This is a genomic window from Streptomyces sp. NPDC001393, from assembly GCF_053597455.1.
This window is the reverse complement of sequence record NZ_JBSFIH010000065.1, coordinates 1-15,348: the sequence shown is the minus strand read 5'-3', so window position 1 is coordinate 15,348 and position 15,348 is coordinate 1. Positions and strand designations below refer to the sequence as shown.

Annotated in this window: 14 protein-coding genes; 10 read left to right on the top strand and 4 right to left on the bottom strand. The window is 70.4% G+C overall.

All coding sequences use genetic code 11. From position 1 onward, the window contains the following. Nucleotides 1-148: 148 nt before the first annotated feature. The 4 genes from ACWC2T_RS39755 to ACWC2T_RS39740 all read left to right on the top strand — a co-directional run bounded on the left by ACWC2T_RS39755 (nucleotide 149) and on the right by ACWC2T_RS39740 (nucleotide 3,666). The gene (locus ACWC2T_RS39755) at nucleotides 149-1,132 is read left to right on the top strand and encodes a helix-turn-helix domain-containing protein (RefSeq protein WP_450675203.1); all 984 of its coding nucleotides are present in this window, start codon (nucleotides 149-151) and stop codon (nucleotides 1,130-1,132) included. Between the two features lie 71 nt (nucleotides 1,133-1,203). Further along, nucleotides 1,204-2,088 (top strand): DNA-processing protein DprA, encoded by an 885-nt coding sequence (gene dprA / locus ACWC2T_RS39750; RefSeq protein ID WP_450675202.1) that lies wholly within the window; start codon nucleotides 1,204-1,206, stop codon nucleotides 2,086-2,088. Between the two features lie 13 nt (nucleotides 2,089-2,101). Next, nucleotides 2,102-2,857 (top strand): hypothetical protein, encoded by a 756-nt coding sequence (locus ACWC2T_RS39745; RefSeq protein ID WP_450675201.1) that lies wholly within the window; start codon nucleotides 2,102-2,104, stop codon nucleotides 2,855-2,857. A 107-nt stretch (nucleotides 2,858-2,964) separates the two neighbouring features. Next, entirely contained in the window at nucleotides 2,965-3,666 is a 702-nt protein-coding gene (locus ACWC2T_RS39740; protein ID WP_450675200.1) for a hypothetical protein, read from the top strand. A gap of 47 nt (nucleotides 3,667-3,713) precedes the next feature. On the opposite strand, the gene ACWC2T_RS39735 is transcribed toward ACWC2T_RS39740, so the two are convergent. After that, entirely contained in the window at nucleotides 3,714-4,706 is a 993-nt protein-coding gene (locus tag ACWC2T_RS39735) for a phospholipase D-like domain-containing protein (protein WP_450675199.1), read from the bottom strand. A gap of 206 nt (nucleotides 4,707-4,912) precedes the next feature. Here ACWC2T_RS39735 and hemB point away from each other — a divergent pair, with 206 nt between their 5' ends. The 3 genes from hemB (at nucleotide 4,913) to ACWC2T_RS39720 (ending at nucleotide 7,898) form a co-directional block, all read left to right on the top strand. Further along, nucleotides 4,913-5,905, top strand: a complete 993-nt coding sequence (gene hemB, locus ACWC2T_RS39730; RefSeq protein ID WP_450675198.1) for a porphobilinogen synthase — start codon at nucleotides 4,913-4,915, stop codon at nucleotides 5,903-5,905. Between the two features lie 309 nt (nucleotides 5,906-6,214). Continuing rightward, complete coding sequence (locus ACWC2T_RS39725) at nucleotides 6,215-6,580, top strand: DUF805 domain-containing protein (protein ID WP_450675197.1); 366 nt, start codon at nucleotides 6,215-6,217, stop codon at nucleotides 6,578-6,580. 115 nt (nucleotides 6,581-6,695) lie between these two features. Then, the gene (locus ACWC2T_RS39720) at nucleotides 6,696-7,898 is read left to right on the top strand and encodes an aminotransferase-like domain-containing protein (RefSeq protein ID WP_450675196.1); all 1,203 of its coding nucleotides are present in this window, start codon (nucleotides 6,696-6,698) and stop codon (nucleotides 7,896-7,898) included. Nucleotides 7,899-7,911: 13 nt separating this feature from the next. On the opposite strand, the gene ACWC2T_RS39715 is transcribed toward ACWC2T_RS39720, so the two are convergent. Then, nucleotides 7,912-8,745 (bottom strand): DUF4253 domain-containing protein, encoded by an 834-nt coding sequence (locus tag ACWC2T_RS39715; protein WP_450675195.1) that lies wholly within the window; start codon nucleotides 8,743-8,745, stop codon nucleotides 7,912-7,914. A 96-nt stretch (nucleotides 8,746-8,841) separates the two neighbouring features. Between ACWC2T_RS39715 and ACWC2T_RS39710 the strand changes: the two genes are divergently transcribed. Next, complete coding sequence (locus ACWC2T_RS39710) at nucleotides 8,842-10,041, top strand: hypothetical protein (protein WP_450675194.1); 1,200 nt, start codon at nucleotides 8,842-8,844, stop codon at nucleotides 10,039-10,041. On the opposite strand, the gene ACWC2T_RS39705 is transcribed toward ACWC2T_RS39710, so the two are convergent. Then, nucleotides 10,038-10,436: a VOC family protein gene (locus ACWC2T_RS39705; RefSeq protein WP_450675193.1), complete on the bottom strand. Its 399-nt coding sequence runs from the start codon at nucleotides 10,434-10,436 to the stop codon at nucleotides 10,038-10,040. The two genes, ACWC2T_RS39710 and ACWC2T_RS39705, sit on opposite strands and share 4 nt — an antisense overlap. Before the next feature lie 72 nt (nucleotides 10,437-10,508). Here ACWC2T_RS39705 and ACWC2T_RS39700 point away from each other — a divergent pair, with 72 nt between their 5' ends. Next, nucleotides 10,509-11,468, top strand: a complete 960-nt coding sequence (locus tag ACWC2T_RS39700) for a helix-turn-helix transcriptional regulator (RefSeq protein WP_450675192.1) — start codon at nucleotides 10,509-10,511, stop codon at nucleotides 11,466-11,468. 98 nt (nucleotides 11,469-11,566) lie between these two features. Here the strand turns inward: ACWC2T_RS39700 and argS are convergent, their stop codons facing one another. Further along, complete coding sequence (gene argS / locus ACWC2T_RS39695; protein ID WP_450675191.1) at nucleotides 11,567-13,345, bottom strand: arginine--tRNA ligase; 1,779 nt, start codon at nucleotides 13,343-13,345, stop codon at nucleotides 11,567-11,569. A 149-nt stretch (nucleotides 13,346-13,494) separates the two neighbouring features. Between argS and lysS the strand changes: the two genes are divergently transcribed. Next, on the top strand, nucleotides 13,495-15,234 hold the full coding sequence (lysS, locus tag ACWC2T_RS39690; protein WP_450675190.1) for a lysine--tRNA ligase: 1,740 nt from the start codon (nucleotides 13,495-13,497) through the stop codon (nucleotides 15,232-15,234). Nucleotides 15,235-15,348: the final 114 nt, after the last annotated feature.

The window sequence follows — 15,348 nt, the reverse complement described above, 5'->3', positions numbered from 1 at the left end:
GCTGGCGCGGCGGCGGCTCGGGCGTGCAGTCTCGCCCCGAGGCAATTGCCTCCGTCACAACTCCACAAGCCCACACATACATCGGCCCCCGCCGGGACTGGCATCCCAGTGCGAGGGCCTGACCAACGAGGAAGAAAGCACCTTCCCCATGGCTGAGAAGAAGCGTAACGCTGCCCTGCGCCCGATTCCGGGTGTTCGGCGATCCACCACCCACTCCGGTGTCACTCACGTACGCACGTACCAGTCCGGCCAGTACGTGGTCGTCGGCAACCACCTCGCCCAGCACCGCGAGCTGTCGCTGACCGCCATCGGACTCGCCACCCACATCCTGTCGGTGCCCGAGGGCACCCCGGTCGACATCCGCAGCCTCGCCGACCGCTTCCCCGAGGGACGGGACCGGATCGCGTCCGCGCTGCGCGAGCTGGAGGCGCATGGCTATCTGGCGCGGGTCCGCGAGCACACGGAGTCGGGGCGCCTGGTCACACGGACGTACGTCCACCACACCCCCGTCCCGGATCACGCCGCCGCCATCGCGCCCCTGCGCGCGGCCGAGCGTCCGGTATCAACGACCGGTACCCGCGACGGTCGGCCTGAGGCAGGCGCGGAAGCACAGGAACCGCCCGAGGAGGACGACCAAGCCCCGCACCGGGAAGACGAACCCGAACTCGAACCCGAAGCCGCGCCCGCGCCGCCCGCCCGGCTTGCACCGGACACCCTCGCGGACCGGCATCACGACAGGGCCGTTGCCCTCCTCGCGAGGCTGCGCCGCACCGACGAACGCCTCGCCCTCTCCCAGCGGCAGGTGGACCGACTTGCTCCCGCCGTCGTCGCGTGGTTCACGGTCGGGGCCACGGAGGCCGCCGTTCACCGCGCTCTGACCACGGGTCTCCCTGAGGACATGCCGCACCCGGCCGGTGTGCTCGCCTACCGGCTCCATGCGTTGCTGCCAGTACCGCTCCCCGCCCGTCCCATGCCCTCAGCGATGGTTGGGATGCAGTCCGGAGCCGGCCGTCGGCCCCCCTTCCAGACCTGCGACGGCTGCGAGCGCGCCTTCCGCGCCCCACTTCCCGGCCGCTGCCGTGACTGCCGCGCAGACCGGACGGTCCCGGACGAGAACGCGTGCGCCGCATGAGTCTGCTGCACCGACTCGTGCCGTCTGCGCAAGCCGCCTGCGTCAGGGGGAGCCGTTCCTATACTTGCGACATGGACCAAGACTTGGAGCGGGCCGCCCTCGTCGCACTGCTGCGGCGCGGCGACCGTTCCTGGTCCGAGGTCACCGACCAGGTCGAAGCGGTGGGAAGCGCCCGTGACGTCCTCGAAAACGCGCTTGATCTCTCGGGGCAGGGGAAGCTCTTCGACACCGGACCCTCGGTCGACCTGGACAGCGTCGCGTCGGAGATCGCAGCCTGGGAGCAAGAGGGCATGCGGCTGGTCACCATCCTCGATGATGACTATCCGCTCTACCTCAGACTGGTCCACCAGCGTCCCCCCTTCCTCTTTCTGCGGGGGACGACAGCCGACGACGACCTTCGGGTCGCTGTCGTGGGCACCCGCACACCCACTCCGGAGGGTGTTGCCCATGCCCGTACCATCGCGGGTGGTCTTGCCGAGCGCGGTGTCACCGTTGTCAGCGGGCTGGCCGCGGGCATCGACACTGCTGCGCACGGCAGCGCCCTGGCCGCCGGTGGCCGAACCGTCGCCGTGATCGGCACTGGTCTGCGCCATGTCTACCCGGCCCAGAACGCAGGGCTCCAGCAGGAGATCGCTCAGAAGGGGCTGCTGATCTCGCAGTTCTGGCCGGACGCTGCTCCCTCGAAGACGTCCTTCCCCATGCGCAACGCGGTGATGAGCGGGTACAGCCTGGCCACCGTAGTGATCGAGGCCGCCTACCGCAGCGGCGCCCGAATGCAGGCCCGACTCGCCCTGGAGCACGGTCGCCGGGTGTTCCTCATGCGCTCTCTGATGACTCACACATGGGCGAGGGAGTACGCCACCAGGCCCAACACGACGGTGATCGACGGCCCGGACGACGTCTTCAGCCACCTCGACTCTCTCGTCCCCACCACGGGCGAGCTGACCTGGGCCTAGCCGGCGGACCGGCGTGGCAACCGTCGTCGGGCTGTCCGCCCGCTATGCCAACTTCCTGGTCCATCTGCTGCTGCCCGGCCCAGGCGTATGCCAGGTCTGCCGCGGTCCAGCCAAGATCGGGTATCCCATGTGCTGGCCTTGCAGCGAGGCCGCCAAGCTTCTTGGTACGGGAGTTGCCGATGCCGTCGTCCCTGTCAGCCTGGCCCTTAAGGGCGAGCAGTATGCCAACGAACTCTGGCGTTACAAGAATGCGGCAGGCCCTCAGCAGCAGTACTTCCGCATGGGTCTGGCGGCCGTTCTGTGGCGTTTCCTCTCTCTGCACGAGGACTGCATCAGGGATCGCTGTGCCGTGCCCTCCTTCGACACCGTGACCATGGTGCCCAGTACCGGCGGGCGTCCGGATCATCCCCTCCGTACCTTGCTCGCCGAAATGGTCGGCGTCACTCGGGACCGTTATCGTGACCTGCTCGCGCCGACACCGGAGGCAGCCGACCTGGGCCGGGCGGCCTCTGCCAGGCGCTATGCGTCAGCGGCGCTCTGGGGCGAGAACGTCCTGCTCGTCGATGACACCTGGACCACGGGCAACCACGCACAGTCCGCGGCCGCCGCGCTCAAAGCGGCCGGTGCCAACAGCGTGGCCATCGTGGTTCTCGGTCGCCACCTCAACCTCGACTACGGCAACACGGCCGACCACGTCGAGCAGGCACGATTACGCCGCTATTCCTGGGACGCCTGCGCCCTGCGTCCCTGGAACCATCCGGGTGGCTGAATCATCCCCCCGGTAACCGCGTCTCTGCGATGCTGACCGGTATGGGTGAGGGGGATCGGGGGCGGGGCCAGGGTGTTGGTGGCTGGTTTCGGCGGCGGGCCTTGGCGGTGGTGCTCACGTGCGTCGGGGTGGGGGCCGCCGTCGTGCACGTCGTGGCGCCCGGGCTGAAGATCGACGGTGTCACGGTCACGCTGCTCGCGGTGGCGGTGGTGCCGTGGCTCGGGGATCTGGTCCGCAGCATCGACGTACCGGGCCTCGGGCGGATCGAGTTCCGGGACATGCAACATCAGCTCGCCGCGGTCCAGCGGACGGCGAACGCGGCTCTCGTCGGTGACGGTCCGCAGGGTGACGACGTGGACGACACGGCCGCCTGGGACGCGGTACGGGAACTGGCCGCCGAGTACGGGAGGGTGCGCGAGGAACTGCCCAAGGGGCCGGCGCGGACCCACCGGATGGACCAGGTCTTCGCCCGTCTGGTACGAGCGACGCAGCGGGTGCGCGACTTCGACGCGGAGGCGTTGCTGCGCTCCCCGGACGCCGGGCTGCGGCTCGCGGCCTACGCGCGCCTGTACGCGCTGCCCGAGCCGGAGTTGCTGGGTGTGCTGGTCGACGTGGTGACCAGTGAGCCGCTCGCCTTCAACCAGTACTGGGGGCTGCGCGTGGTCGGCCGAGGCGTGGAGGAGACGGGAGCGGAGCACGTTCCGCTCGGCGTGGTCCGCCGCCTGGAGGAGTTCCGCTCCCGGATGCCGCGCGACAGCGACCGGGGCCAGCTCGCCGACCGGGTGCTCGCCGAGTTCGGCGGGTGCTGAGCGGCCGGCGGGCCCGGGGAAGTGGTGGCCCGCCGGCCGCTGTCGGGTCAGGCCGCCGTGCCGCCCGCGTAGTCGCTGTTGAACGTCGTCTCGATCGTCTGGGCCACCGGCTGGGCCACGCCGGTGCCGGTGAGGATGATGCCCAGCTCCCGGTTGTTGCTCAGGGAGTTGCTGCTGATGTTCATCGAGCCGGCCTCGACCTCCTGGGTGGACAGGCCGTAGTCGGCGACCATCGCCTTGGCGTGGATGTAGAAGCCGTTGGGGTCGGAGTAGCCGACGACCGTGCCGCCGGCGGCTTTGACGGCGGAGACCTCGCTGGAGTAGCTGGAAGGATTCTCCAGGACCACGCGGACCTTCACGCCCGCCTTGGCGCGGGCCACGATCGCGTTGACCACCGTGCTGTCGCTGAACTCCAGCTCCTCCACGTCGAGGGTCTTGGTGGCGGAGTTGATGAAGGACACCAGGTGGTTGCGGGAGTCGGTGGGGGACCACAGCAGGTGGTCGCCGTCGGTGGGGGTGACCGAGGTCGCCGTGTAGTCGGCGTTGAAGACCTTCTCGATGGCGGCGACGTCGCGGGTGTCGTCGGTGAAGACGCCGTAGTCGCGGCTGGTCGTGTAGTACTGCGAGGTCAGATTGCCGGTCATGACCAGGGACTTCGTGCCGTCGACCGTGATCGTCTTCTGGTGGGTGTAGACGTAGGCCGAGGAGGACCAGACCACGCCCACGCCCGCGTTCTTCAGGGACGTGTACGCGGTGTTGTTGGCGCTCTGGTGCTGGCGGTCGAGGATGACGCGGACCGTGACGCCCTTGTTCTTCAGGGCTATGAGGTCGTTGACGGCCGTGGTGTCCTCCAGCTCGTAGATGGTCATGTCGAGCGTGCTGGTGGCCGAGTCGATGAAGTCGTAGATCGTGGGCTGGTTGCCGGTCTGGGAGAACGCGAACGCCGAGTAGCTCGCGGCATTGGCGGGGACGGCCGTGGCGACGACGGCGGTGCCGGCGGTCAGGGCGATGGCCGCGCGGGTGAGGACCTTCCGCAGCATGCGTGACTCCTGGGCTCATGGGCGAGGAGGGGTGGCGCGTGCATGACACCACGCGCGTAGAACGCTGGGGAGGCGTGCGGTTCCAGAGACGGCCAGGGAGGCGCAAAAACTTCGTATCGGCGTTCCGCTATGCCCCGGTTGCGACCCCTCGGCGGCCGACAGGGCGTCGGCAAAGGCGGGGGCGCGGCGGGCGTAGCGTAGAAGGCATGACGAAGTACGGATCTTTTCCCGGGGCCCGTCCCCGGCGACTGCGGACCTCGCCCGTCATGCGGCGGATGGTCGCGGAGACGCGCCTGCACCCCGCCGACTTCATCCTCCCCGCCTTCGTCCGCGAGGGCGTGAGCGAGCCCGTGCCGATCGCCGCCATGCCCGGTGTCGTCCAGCACACCCGGGACAGCCTGAAGAAGGCCGCGCTGGAGGCCGTGGAGGCCGGGATCTCCGGGATCATGCTGTTCGGCGTGCCGGAGGAGAGCAAGAAGGACGCCCAGGGCACGGCCGGCACCGACCCCGACGGGATCCTCCAGGTGGCGCTGCGCGACGTACGCGCCGAGGTCGGCGACGACCTGCTCGTCATGTCCGACCTGTGCCTGGACGAGTTCACCGACCACGGGCACTGCGGGGTCCTGGACGCCGAGGGCCGTGTCGACAACGACGCGACCCTGGAGCGGTACGCCGAGATGGCCCAGGTGCAGGCCGACGCCGGCGCCCATGTCGTGGGCCCCAGCGGCATGATGGACGGCCAGATCGGCGTCGTCCGCGACGCGCTCGACCAGATCGGGCGCGAGGACGTGGCGATCCTCGCCTACACCGTCAAGTACTCGTCCGTCTTCTTCGGCCCCTTCCGCGAGGCCGTCGCCTCCTCGCTCAAGGGCGACCGCAAGACCTACCAGCAGGACCCCGCCAACTGGCGTGAGTCCCTGCGGGAGCTGGCCCTCGATCTGGAAGAGGGCGCGGACATGGTCATGGTCAAGCCGGCCGGACCGTACCTCGACATCCTCGCCCGGGTCGCGGACGCCGTGGACGTGCCCGTCGCCGCGTACCAGATCTCCGGCGAGTACTCGATGGTCGAGGCCGCCGCGGAGAAGGGCTGGATCGACCGCGACCGCGCCATCTTCGAGACCCTGACCGGCATCAAGCGTGCCGGGGCCCGGAACATCCTCACCTACTGGGCGACCGAGGCGGCGCAGAAGCTGCGCTGATGGACGCGGGCGGGGCTCGTTCCGGTACCGAAGTGGTGGCGGATCGGCCTCGGTTCGCCTTCGGTTGGGCAACGGAACGAACTCGGTGCCCCGAACGGCCCGCCGCCGTCCGGGGAACGGGCCGTGCTCTCGAGGAGATCTGTCCGGAAAACGATGTTTGAAGCGGGGCGATTTGTGCTCCGACGCCGGGCCTGGGCGCTGACCTGCGCTTCCCTTATCGGAATGACGCGGCCGCGACAAACCTCTACTCTCTGCGCTGGCCGGATCCGCATCATGGGCGGTCCGAACATCGAACCCAGGGGGGTTGTCATGAGCTGGTTCATCTCTGCGCTCAAGAAGTACGCGGTCTTCAGCGGACGCGCGCGCCGCAAGGAGTACTGGCTGTTCGTGCTGTTCATGTACATCGTCTTCGCCGTGCTCGGAATCATCGGCGCCGTGGCCGGTAAGCCGGCCGCCATCGGCCTCATCGGCGTCGCCTACCTCTTCTTCCTGCTGCCGGCCTGGAGCGTCGGCGTGCGCCGGCTGCACGACACCGGACGCTCCGGCTGGTGGCTCCTGTTCGGGATCGTCCCGCTCGTCGGCGGCATCACCCTGCTGGTCTTCTTCTGCACGGACAGCGAGTCCGGCGCCAACAAGTACGGCCCGAACCCGAAGGAGATCCAGGCGTTCGCGTAAACGCCCGGGGGCCGTGCGGTCCGGATCGCGGAACGAACCGGTGTACACAGCACGTTGATCCCTAGGCTCCGGGGCGGTGGGAGACACCGCCCCGGAGCCGAAGGAGCCACGTGCCGTGACCGTCACCGAACCCGCACCGACCCGCGCCCCCCTCCCGTCGCTCGCCGCGCGTGCCCGAGCTGTGGGCGGCTCGCCCGTGCGGGACATCCTCGCGGTCACCGCACGCCCCGAGATGATCAACTTCGCGGGCGGACTCCCGGCGCCGGAGCTGTTCGACCGGGAGGGCATAGCGGCCGCGTTCCAGGAGGTCCTGGCGAACACCCCGGCGCAGGCGCTGCAGTACTCCACGACCGAGGGCGAGCCCACGCTCCGGGCCGGTCTCGCGGCGCGCGTCACGGCCCGGGGTGTGCCCACCACCCCCGATGACCTGCTCATCACCACCGGCTCCCAGCAGGCCCTGTCCCTCCTGGCGACGGCCCTGCTCGAACCCGGCGACACGGTCCTGGTCGAAAACCCCTGCTATCTGGCGGCACTTCAGGTCTTCGGGCTCGCGGGAGCGCGCGTGGTGGCCGTGCCGGGGGATGCAGACGGTGTGGATCCGGTGGCTCTGGCCGAGGCGGTCCGCCGCGAGCGCCCCAAGCTGCTCTACCTCGTCCCCACCTTCCAGAACCCCACCGGCCGTACGATGCCCGCCCCGCGCCGCGCGGAGATCGCCGCCGTGGCCGCCCGCCAGGGCCTGTGGATCATCGAGGACGACCCCTACGGCGAACTCCGCTACGACGGCGAGCGCGTCCCCTGGATCGCCTCCCTCCCCGGCGCCGAGGACCGGACCGTCCTGCTCGGCTCCTTCTCCAAGGTGATGGCCCCCGGACTGCGCCTCGGCTGGCTGCGCGCGCCCGCCGAACTGCGCCGGGCCTGCGCCGTGGCCAAGCAGGCGGCGGACCTGCACACCCCGACGCTCAACCAGCTCGCCGCCGCCCGTTACCTCGACGTGCTGGACGCCCATGTGGAGCGGGTGCGGGCCGTGTACGGCGAACGCCGGGACGCCATGCTCGCGGGCCTGCCCGCCGTCCTCCCGCCCGGCTCGCAGTGGAGCCGGCCCGAGGGCGGCATGTTCCTCTGGGCACGCCTGCCGGAGTCGTACGACACCCTCGCCCTGCTGCCCCGCGCGGTCGAGCAGAACGTGGCCTATGTCCCCGGCGCGCCCTTCTACGCAGGCACCCCCGACCCGGCCACCCTCCGCTTGTGCTTCGTCACCCAGACCCCCGAGGAGATCGCGGAGGGGCTGCGCAGGCTGGGGCGGGGCCTTCAGGGCTGACGGCCGCGAGGGGTCAGTCCCACCAGAAGGTCCAGGTCGGGTTCCCGACCAGCGCCTTGGCGTAGTCCCGCAGGCTGCCCGGGCCGCTCTGGGTGATGTTGTCCGGGCAGAAGGCGAAGTGTTCGGCGGCCAGCGCCTCCGCCTCCGCCGGCGTGCTGGGCGGGGCCGCGACGGACACCACCAGGATGTCGAAGCCGAGCCCCACCACGCGTATGCCGAAGCGGTCCTCCCACGAGCGGAGGACCGCGCACAGCCGGGCCACGTCGTTGTCGTGGTTCAGCGGGCCGGTCCAGCCGATCGCCGCCGGTATGTCGGCGGACCGACGGGCCGGGACCAGGGCGAGCCGCGCCTCCTTGAACCACGCCGAGGTGGCCTCCGTCAGCAAGTCGGCCACCTGGGCCGCGCGGGTGCCGGGATCCGCGGTCGGGGTGGGCGCGGGCGCCAGACCCGGCCACACGGCCCCGAACGGCTCGACCAACTCGACCAACTCGGCCGACTCGTCCTCCTCCTCTTCCGTCCAGTCTTCCCAGTACTCGACCAGGACGTCCTCGGCGTCGTGATCCCCCGGGTAGGACGCCAGCCGGGGCATCAGCTCCCACTCCGCGGGCCCGCCCTCGCGCCCCCCGACATCCACGAGCACCGGCAGAAGACCGGCCCGTGTCGCGGGCGCGCCCAGCGCCTTCCACGTGCCCGGCGCGGCCGGCTTGTCCGCCTGCCACAGCAGAGGCTCGTGCCAGGGCCCGTCGTCCGCCTCGTCGATGAGCCTGCCGGGCGGCAGCTGAAGCCCGAGGGAACGGCCACTGGGGTCGGTGGCCAGCCTGGGCAGCGGGTTGGGAAGAGTCGCCATACCCGTGACTGTAAGGGCCCCCACTGACAACGGCGTTGGCCTGCCGTCCCGAGCAACCCCAACCCGCCTCAGCTTCTCTTACCGGGGGGTGTTGTGATGTCTGGGCACACGGTGACCGGCGTGACGGGAGGACGGAGGAACGTGCAGATCGGGCGTTACCCGGTGCGGTGGCACATCGTGCTGCTCACGCTGTGGACGGCCGCGTGGTTCGTCGTGACCGAACGCCACGCGGCTGTGTCCTGGCACTATCTGCAAGAGGGCGAGCGGCTGCTCTTCGGCCAGGACTCCGGCGGCGGCCTCGCCCTCTACGCCAACCACCCCGAGCTGCAGATCGGCCCGGTCAGCTTCCTGGTCGCGGGACTCTTCGCGCCGTTCCGGCCCGATCTCGGTGAGAAACTCGCCGACGCGTTCATGTCCGGCCTCGGCCTGTACATGCTCGTCCTGATAGGCCGCGCCGCAGCCGACCACAACCGCGGCACCGGCCTCAACCACAAACGCCTCCAACAGCGCGTCCTGATCGCCGGCGCCGCCTTCATCCCCATGTGGGTCGAGGTCTCGGTCCGCTTCGCCCACCTCGACGACGTCCTCGCCCTGTTCTTCACCACGCTCGCCGTCCGCGCCCTGGTCCGGGGCAACGCCACGGCCGTGGGCGTGTTCCTGGCCCTCGCGGTCGACTCCAAACCCTGGGCCGTGGGCTTCCTGCCCCTGCTCCTGGCCCTGCCCCGGCCGACCCGCCTGCGCGCGGCGGCCTGGACCTTCGGCCTGGTCGCGATCGCCTGGCTGCCCTTCTACCTGACCCACCTGGAAACCCTGCACGCGGCCCGCTTCACCATCCCCAACCAGCCGGCGTCCTCACTGCGCTGGTTCGGCGTGAACGACCCCGTGACGCCCTGGTGGGACCGCCCCGCCCAGATGGCGCTCGGCATGGGCCTCGGCGCCCTCGCGGTACGACGGGGCCGCTGGCCGGCGGTGATCTTCCTCGCCGCCGACGCCCGCATCCTCCTCGACCCCAGCGTGTACACGTACTACAACGCCTCGGTCCTCCTGGGCACCCTCATCTGGGACTCGATCGGCCAGCGCCGGCTGGTCCCCTGGGTCAGCTGGATCGCTCTCATCTCCCTCTACGGCAGTGTCCTGGTGATCTCCTCGGACTCCACCCGGGGCCTCATCCGCCTGGCGTTCTGCCTGGGCTCGGCGGCCTACGTGCTGTTCTGGCCCCAGAGAACACCTCGCGGCCGCCGGGGCCGACGACAAAGCCGGGTTCCCGCGCAGGGAAGTCTGGTGAGCGAGTCCTAGACGAGCGTGGTGATGCAGAACGGGTGCCCGGCGGGATCCAGCAGCACCCGCCACCGCTCCCCGCCCGGCTGGAACTCCGGCTTCGCGGCGCCCAGTTCGAGCAGCCGTTTCTCGGCGACGTCCAGGTCGTCCACGCCCAGCTCGATGTGCGCCTGCTTCTCCTGCGCCGGGTCCGGCCAGGTCGGCCGGCGGTAGTCGGCGAGGCGGTTGAAGCCGAGGCCGGTCGCGCCCTCCTTGCCCAGCAGAACGAAGTCGTCGGTGGAGAAGAGGACCGACATGCCCAGCAACTCGCCATAGAAGCCCGCGAGTTCGGCAGGGTCGGCGCAGTCGAAGGTGACGGCGGCGTAGCGGAACGCGGGTGCGGAAGGGGACGTGGAAGTCGTCTGTGTGGTCATGAGCGGCAGACTAGGACAGGACCAGGACAGTTCCGGTCCTGGTCACGTGGGCCATGTGCCAGACTTCCCGCCGTGCTCAGCTCCTCCGCCCGCCTGCTCCGCCTGCTCTCCCTGCTGTCCTCCCGCCCCTGCTGGACCAGCGCCGAACTGGCCGAGCGCATGGAGGTCACCGACCGCACGGTCCGCCGGGACATGGCGAGGCTCCGCGACCTCGGCTACTCGGTCGACTCGGAGGCCGGGCCCTGGGGCGGTTACCGCCTGCGCGCCGGGTCCCGGGTGCCGCCGCTGATCCTCGACGACGAAGAAGCCCTCGCCGTCGCCGTAGGCCTGCGCGAGGCGGCCCTGAGCGACGCGCTCGGCGGCGACCAGGCGGCCCTGTCGGCGCTGCTGAAGCTGCGGCAGGTGCTGCCCCGGCGCATCGCGGACCGCCTCGGCGAGCTGGACGACGCCTTCGTACGGCTGCCCGGGGCCGACGCCCCCCGGATCAGGCCGGGCCTGCTGCTGGAACTGGCGGTCGCCTGCCGCCAGGGCGAACGGTCCCGGCTGTCGTACACCGACGGGGAGGGCAGGAGCACGGTCCGCGAGGTCGACCCCTACCGCCTGGTGCACACCGGTCGGCGCTGGTACTTCGTCGCCCGGGACGTGACCCGGGGCCAGTGGCGCACCTTCCGCGCCGACCGGGTCGACCGCCTCCAGCCCACCGGCCATCCGGCAGACCTCACCGACCCACCGGACCCGGCCCTCCTGGTCTCCCGCAACATCGCGAACGGCCCCTACCCCCTGTCCGCGACCGTCCGCCTCCCCCTGCCCCTGGACCAGGCGCTGCGGCTCGTCCCGGCGACGGTCGGCACCCACCGCGCCGACGGCCCCGACGCCACCCTGGTCGACATCGGCGGCCCCGACCCGGACGGCCTGGCCCGCTACCTCCTCGGCCTGGGCTCACCCCTGCGCGTCCTCGAACCGGAGTCGGTACGGCAGGCCCTGGCGCGCCGCGCGTACGAGCTCGCCGAGGCCAACGCGCCCCAGGGGTGAGGAAGCCGCGACCCAAGGGTGAGGAAGCCGCGACCCAAGGGTGAGGAAAACGCGCCCCAAGGGCAGAGAGCGTCCCAAGGGCGGAGAAGGGCCGTGCGTCAGAGCTTCTCGGGCGTCCGGATGCCCAGCAGCGCCATGCCCTGGTGCAGGGTGCGGGCCGTGATGTCGCACAGGAAGAGGCGGTTCTCCACCTGCTGCGGCGTCTCGGCCTTCAGGACCGGGCACTTGTCGTAGAACGACGTGTACAGCGACGCCAGCTGGTAGAGGTACGCGGCGAGCTTGTGCGGGGCGTACTCCGCGGCCGCCTCCGCGACCGTCTGCGCGAAGGCGTCCACGTGCAGGCCCAGGGCACGCTCGGCCTCCGCCAGCGCCAGCTCCGGATGCGCGGCCGGGCGGGTCTCGCCGGCCTTGCGGAGGATGGACCGGATACGGGCGTACGCGTACTGCAGGTACACCGACGTGTCCCCGTTCAGGGACACCATCTGGTCCAGGTCGAACTTGTAGTCCCGGTTCGCGGACGTCGACAGGTCCGCGTACTTCACCGCGCCGATGCCCACCTGGGCGCCCCGCTCGGCGATCTCCTCCTCGGAGAGGTCCTGGGCCTTCTCGCGGACCACGGCCGACGCGCGGTCGATCGCCTCGTCCAGCAGGTCCACCAGGCGGACCGTCTCGCCCTCACGCGTCTTGAACGGCTTGCCGTCCTTGCCGAGGACCGTGCCGAAGGCCAGCTGGAAGGCGGTGACGTCCTCGTTCAGCCAGCCGGCCCGCCGCGCCGTCTCGAAGACCATCCTGAAGTGCAGGGCCTGCCGGGCGTCCACCACGTAGACCAGGTTGTTCGCCTTCAGGTTGAACACGCGGTCGCGGATGGCGGACAGGTCCGTCGCCGCGTAGCCGTAGCCACCGTCCGACTTCTGGACGATCAGCGGGACCGGGTTGCCGTCCGGGCCCTTGATGTCGTCGAAGAACACGCACAGGGCGCCCTCGCTGCGGACCGCGACGCCCGACTCCTCCAGCAGGCGGCAGGTCTCCGCCAGCATGTCGTTGTAGCCGGACTCGCCGACGATGTCGGCGTCGCGGATCTCCATGTCCAGCTTCTCGAAGACGGAGAAGAAGTAGATCTTCGACTCGTCCACGAACTTCTGCCACGTGGCCAGCGTGTGCGGGTCGCCCGCCTGGAGGTCCACCACCCGGCGCCGGGCGCGCGTCTTGAACTCCTCGTCGGAGTCGAATTTCTTCCGCGCGGCCTTGTAGAGGCGGTCCAGGTTCGACATCGCCTCCTCGCCGGAGGCCGCCGTGTCCTCGGCGGACGCCTTGTGGTCCAGCTCGTGCGGGTGCTCGTCCAGGTACTGGATGAGCATGCCGAACTGGGTGCCCCAGTCGCCGATGTGGTGTCGGCGCACCACGTTCTCACCCGTGAACTCCAGGAGCTGGACCACCGAGTCGCCGATCACCGCCGACCGCAGGTGGCCTACGTGCATCTCCTTCGCCACGTTCGGCTGCGCGTAGTCGATCACCGTCGTGCCCGGCTGCTCGGCGGTCGGCACGCCGAGGCGGCCCGTCTCGTCCGCGTACCGCGCCGCCAGGTTCTGGGTGATCGCCCGGTCCGCGATCGTGATGTTCAGGAAGCCGGGGCCGGAGACCTCGACGTCCTTGATCAGCTCGTCACCCGTCACCACCTGGGAGACGACCTGCGCCGCCAGCTCCCGCGGGTTCGCCTTCGCCTTCTTGGCCAGCGCCAGGATGCCGTTGGCCTGGAAGTCGGCCCGGTCGCTTCGTCGCAGCAGCGGGTCCGCGCCGGCGGCCTCGGGCAGGGTGGCCGAGAGGGCGGACGCGAGGTGCTGCTGGACGGAATCGCTGAGGGACGTGACCGAGGCCATAGGAATGGGTGCCGTTCTCCTCGTGGGGATGGATAGACCCAGCCAGTATCCCATGGGAGGTAAAGCCGTTTTCGCGGGCGCGAGCCGGTCTGTGAGAATGGAGTGTCACCCCGATCAGACGGAGTGCCACCCCGTTCAGAAAGAAGGACGTGCCGATCGTGGCTCAGAGCACCGAGACCACCGACTGGGTCTCCCGTTTCGCGGATGAGGTCATCGAGGAGTCGGAGCGCCGTGCCCCGGGCAAACCGGTCGTCGTCGCGTCCGGACTCTCGCCGTCGGGCCCGATCCACCTCGGCAACCTCCGCGAGGTCATGACCCCGCACCTCGTCGCCGACGAGATCCGCCGCCGCGGCCACCAGGTCCGGCACCTGATCTCCTGGGACGACTACGACCGCTACCGCAAGGTCCCGGCCGGTGTCGCGGGCATCGACGAGACCTGGGCCGAGCACATCGGCAAGCCGCTGACCTCCGTGCCGGCGCCGCGCGGATCGTCGTACCCGAACTGGGCCGAGCACTTCAAGGCCGCCATGATCGCCTCGCTCGCCGAGCTGGGCGTCGAGTTCGACGGCATCAGCCAGACCGCGCAGTACACCTCCGGCGTCTACCGCGAGCAGATCCTGCACGCCATGAGGCACCGCGGCGACATCGACGCGATCCTCGCCCAGTACCGCACCAAGAAGGCCCCGAAGAAGCAGCAGCAGAAGGCCGTCGACGAGGCCGAGCTGGAGGCCGAGGAGGGCTCCGGCGCCGCCTCCGAGGACGACGGCAGCTCCGGCTCCGCCGGGTACTTCCCGTACAAGCCGTACTGCGGCAACTGCGAGAAGGACCTGACGACCGTCACCTCCTACGACGACGACACCACCGAGCTCGCCTACACCTGCACCGCGTGCGGCTTCACCGAGACCGTCCGGCTCAGCGAGTTCAACCGCGGCAAGCTGGTCTGGAAGGTCGACTGGCCGATGCGCTGGGCGTACGAGGGCGTGATCTTCGAGCCGAGCGGCGTGGACCACTCCTCGCCGGGGTCCAGCTTCCAGGTGGGCGGGCAGATCGTCGGCATCTTCGACGGCAAGCAGCCCATCGGCCCCATGTACGCCTTCGTGGGCATCAGCGGCATGGCGAAGATGTCCTCCTCGCGCGGCGGAGTCCCCACCCCCGCCGACGCGCTGAAGATCATGGAGCCGCAGATCCTGCGCTGGCTCTACGCCCGCCGCAAGCCCAACCAGTCCTTCAAGATCGCCTTCGACCAGGAGATCCAGCGGCTCTACGACGAGTGGGACAAGCTCGCGGCCAAGGTCGCCGACGGCTCCGCGCTGCCGGCCGACGTGGCCGCGTACACCCGCGCCGTCGGCACGGCCGCCGGTGAGCTGCCGAAGACGCCGCGCCCGCTGCCGTACCGCACGCTCGCGTCCGTCGCCGACATCACCGCCGGGCACGAGGACCAGGCCCTGCGCATCCTCTCCGAGCTCGACCCGGAACAGCCCCTCGCCTCCCTGGACGAGGCCCGGCCGCGCTACGACAAGGCCGAGGCCTGGATCAACACGCACGTGCCCGCCGACCAGCGGACCATCGTGCGCGACGAACCCGACGCCGACCTGCTGAAGTCCCTCGACGAGGCCTCCCAGCAGTCGCTGCGGCTGCTGCTCGACGGGCTCGCCGAGCACTGGTCCCTCGACGGCCTGACCCACCTCGTGTACGGAGTGCCCAAGGTGCAGGCCGGATTCCCGGCCGACGCCACACCGAAGGAGCTGCCGGCCGAGATCAAGACGGCCCAGCGGTCCTTCTTCGCCCTGCTGTACCACCTGCTCGTCGGGCGCGACACCGGCCCCCGGCTGCCCACGCTGCTGCTCGCGGTGGGGCAGGAGCGGGTGCGGGCCCTGCTCGGGGAGTAACCGCGACATACGAGGAGGGGGCGCCCGGGTTAACCGGGGGGCGCCCCGCGGGAATCGGAACGGGGGTTTGTTGGGGTGGGGTTAGGGGGTATTAAGCGGGTGGGACACCTGCCC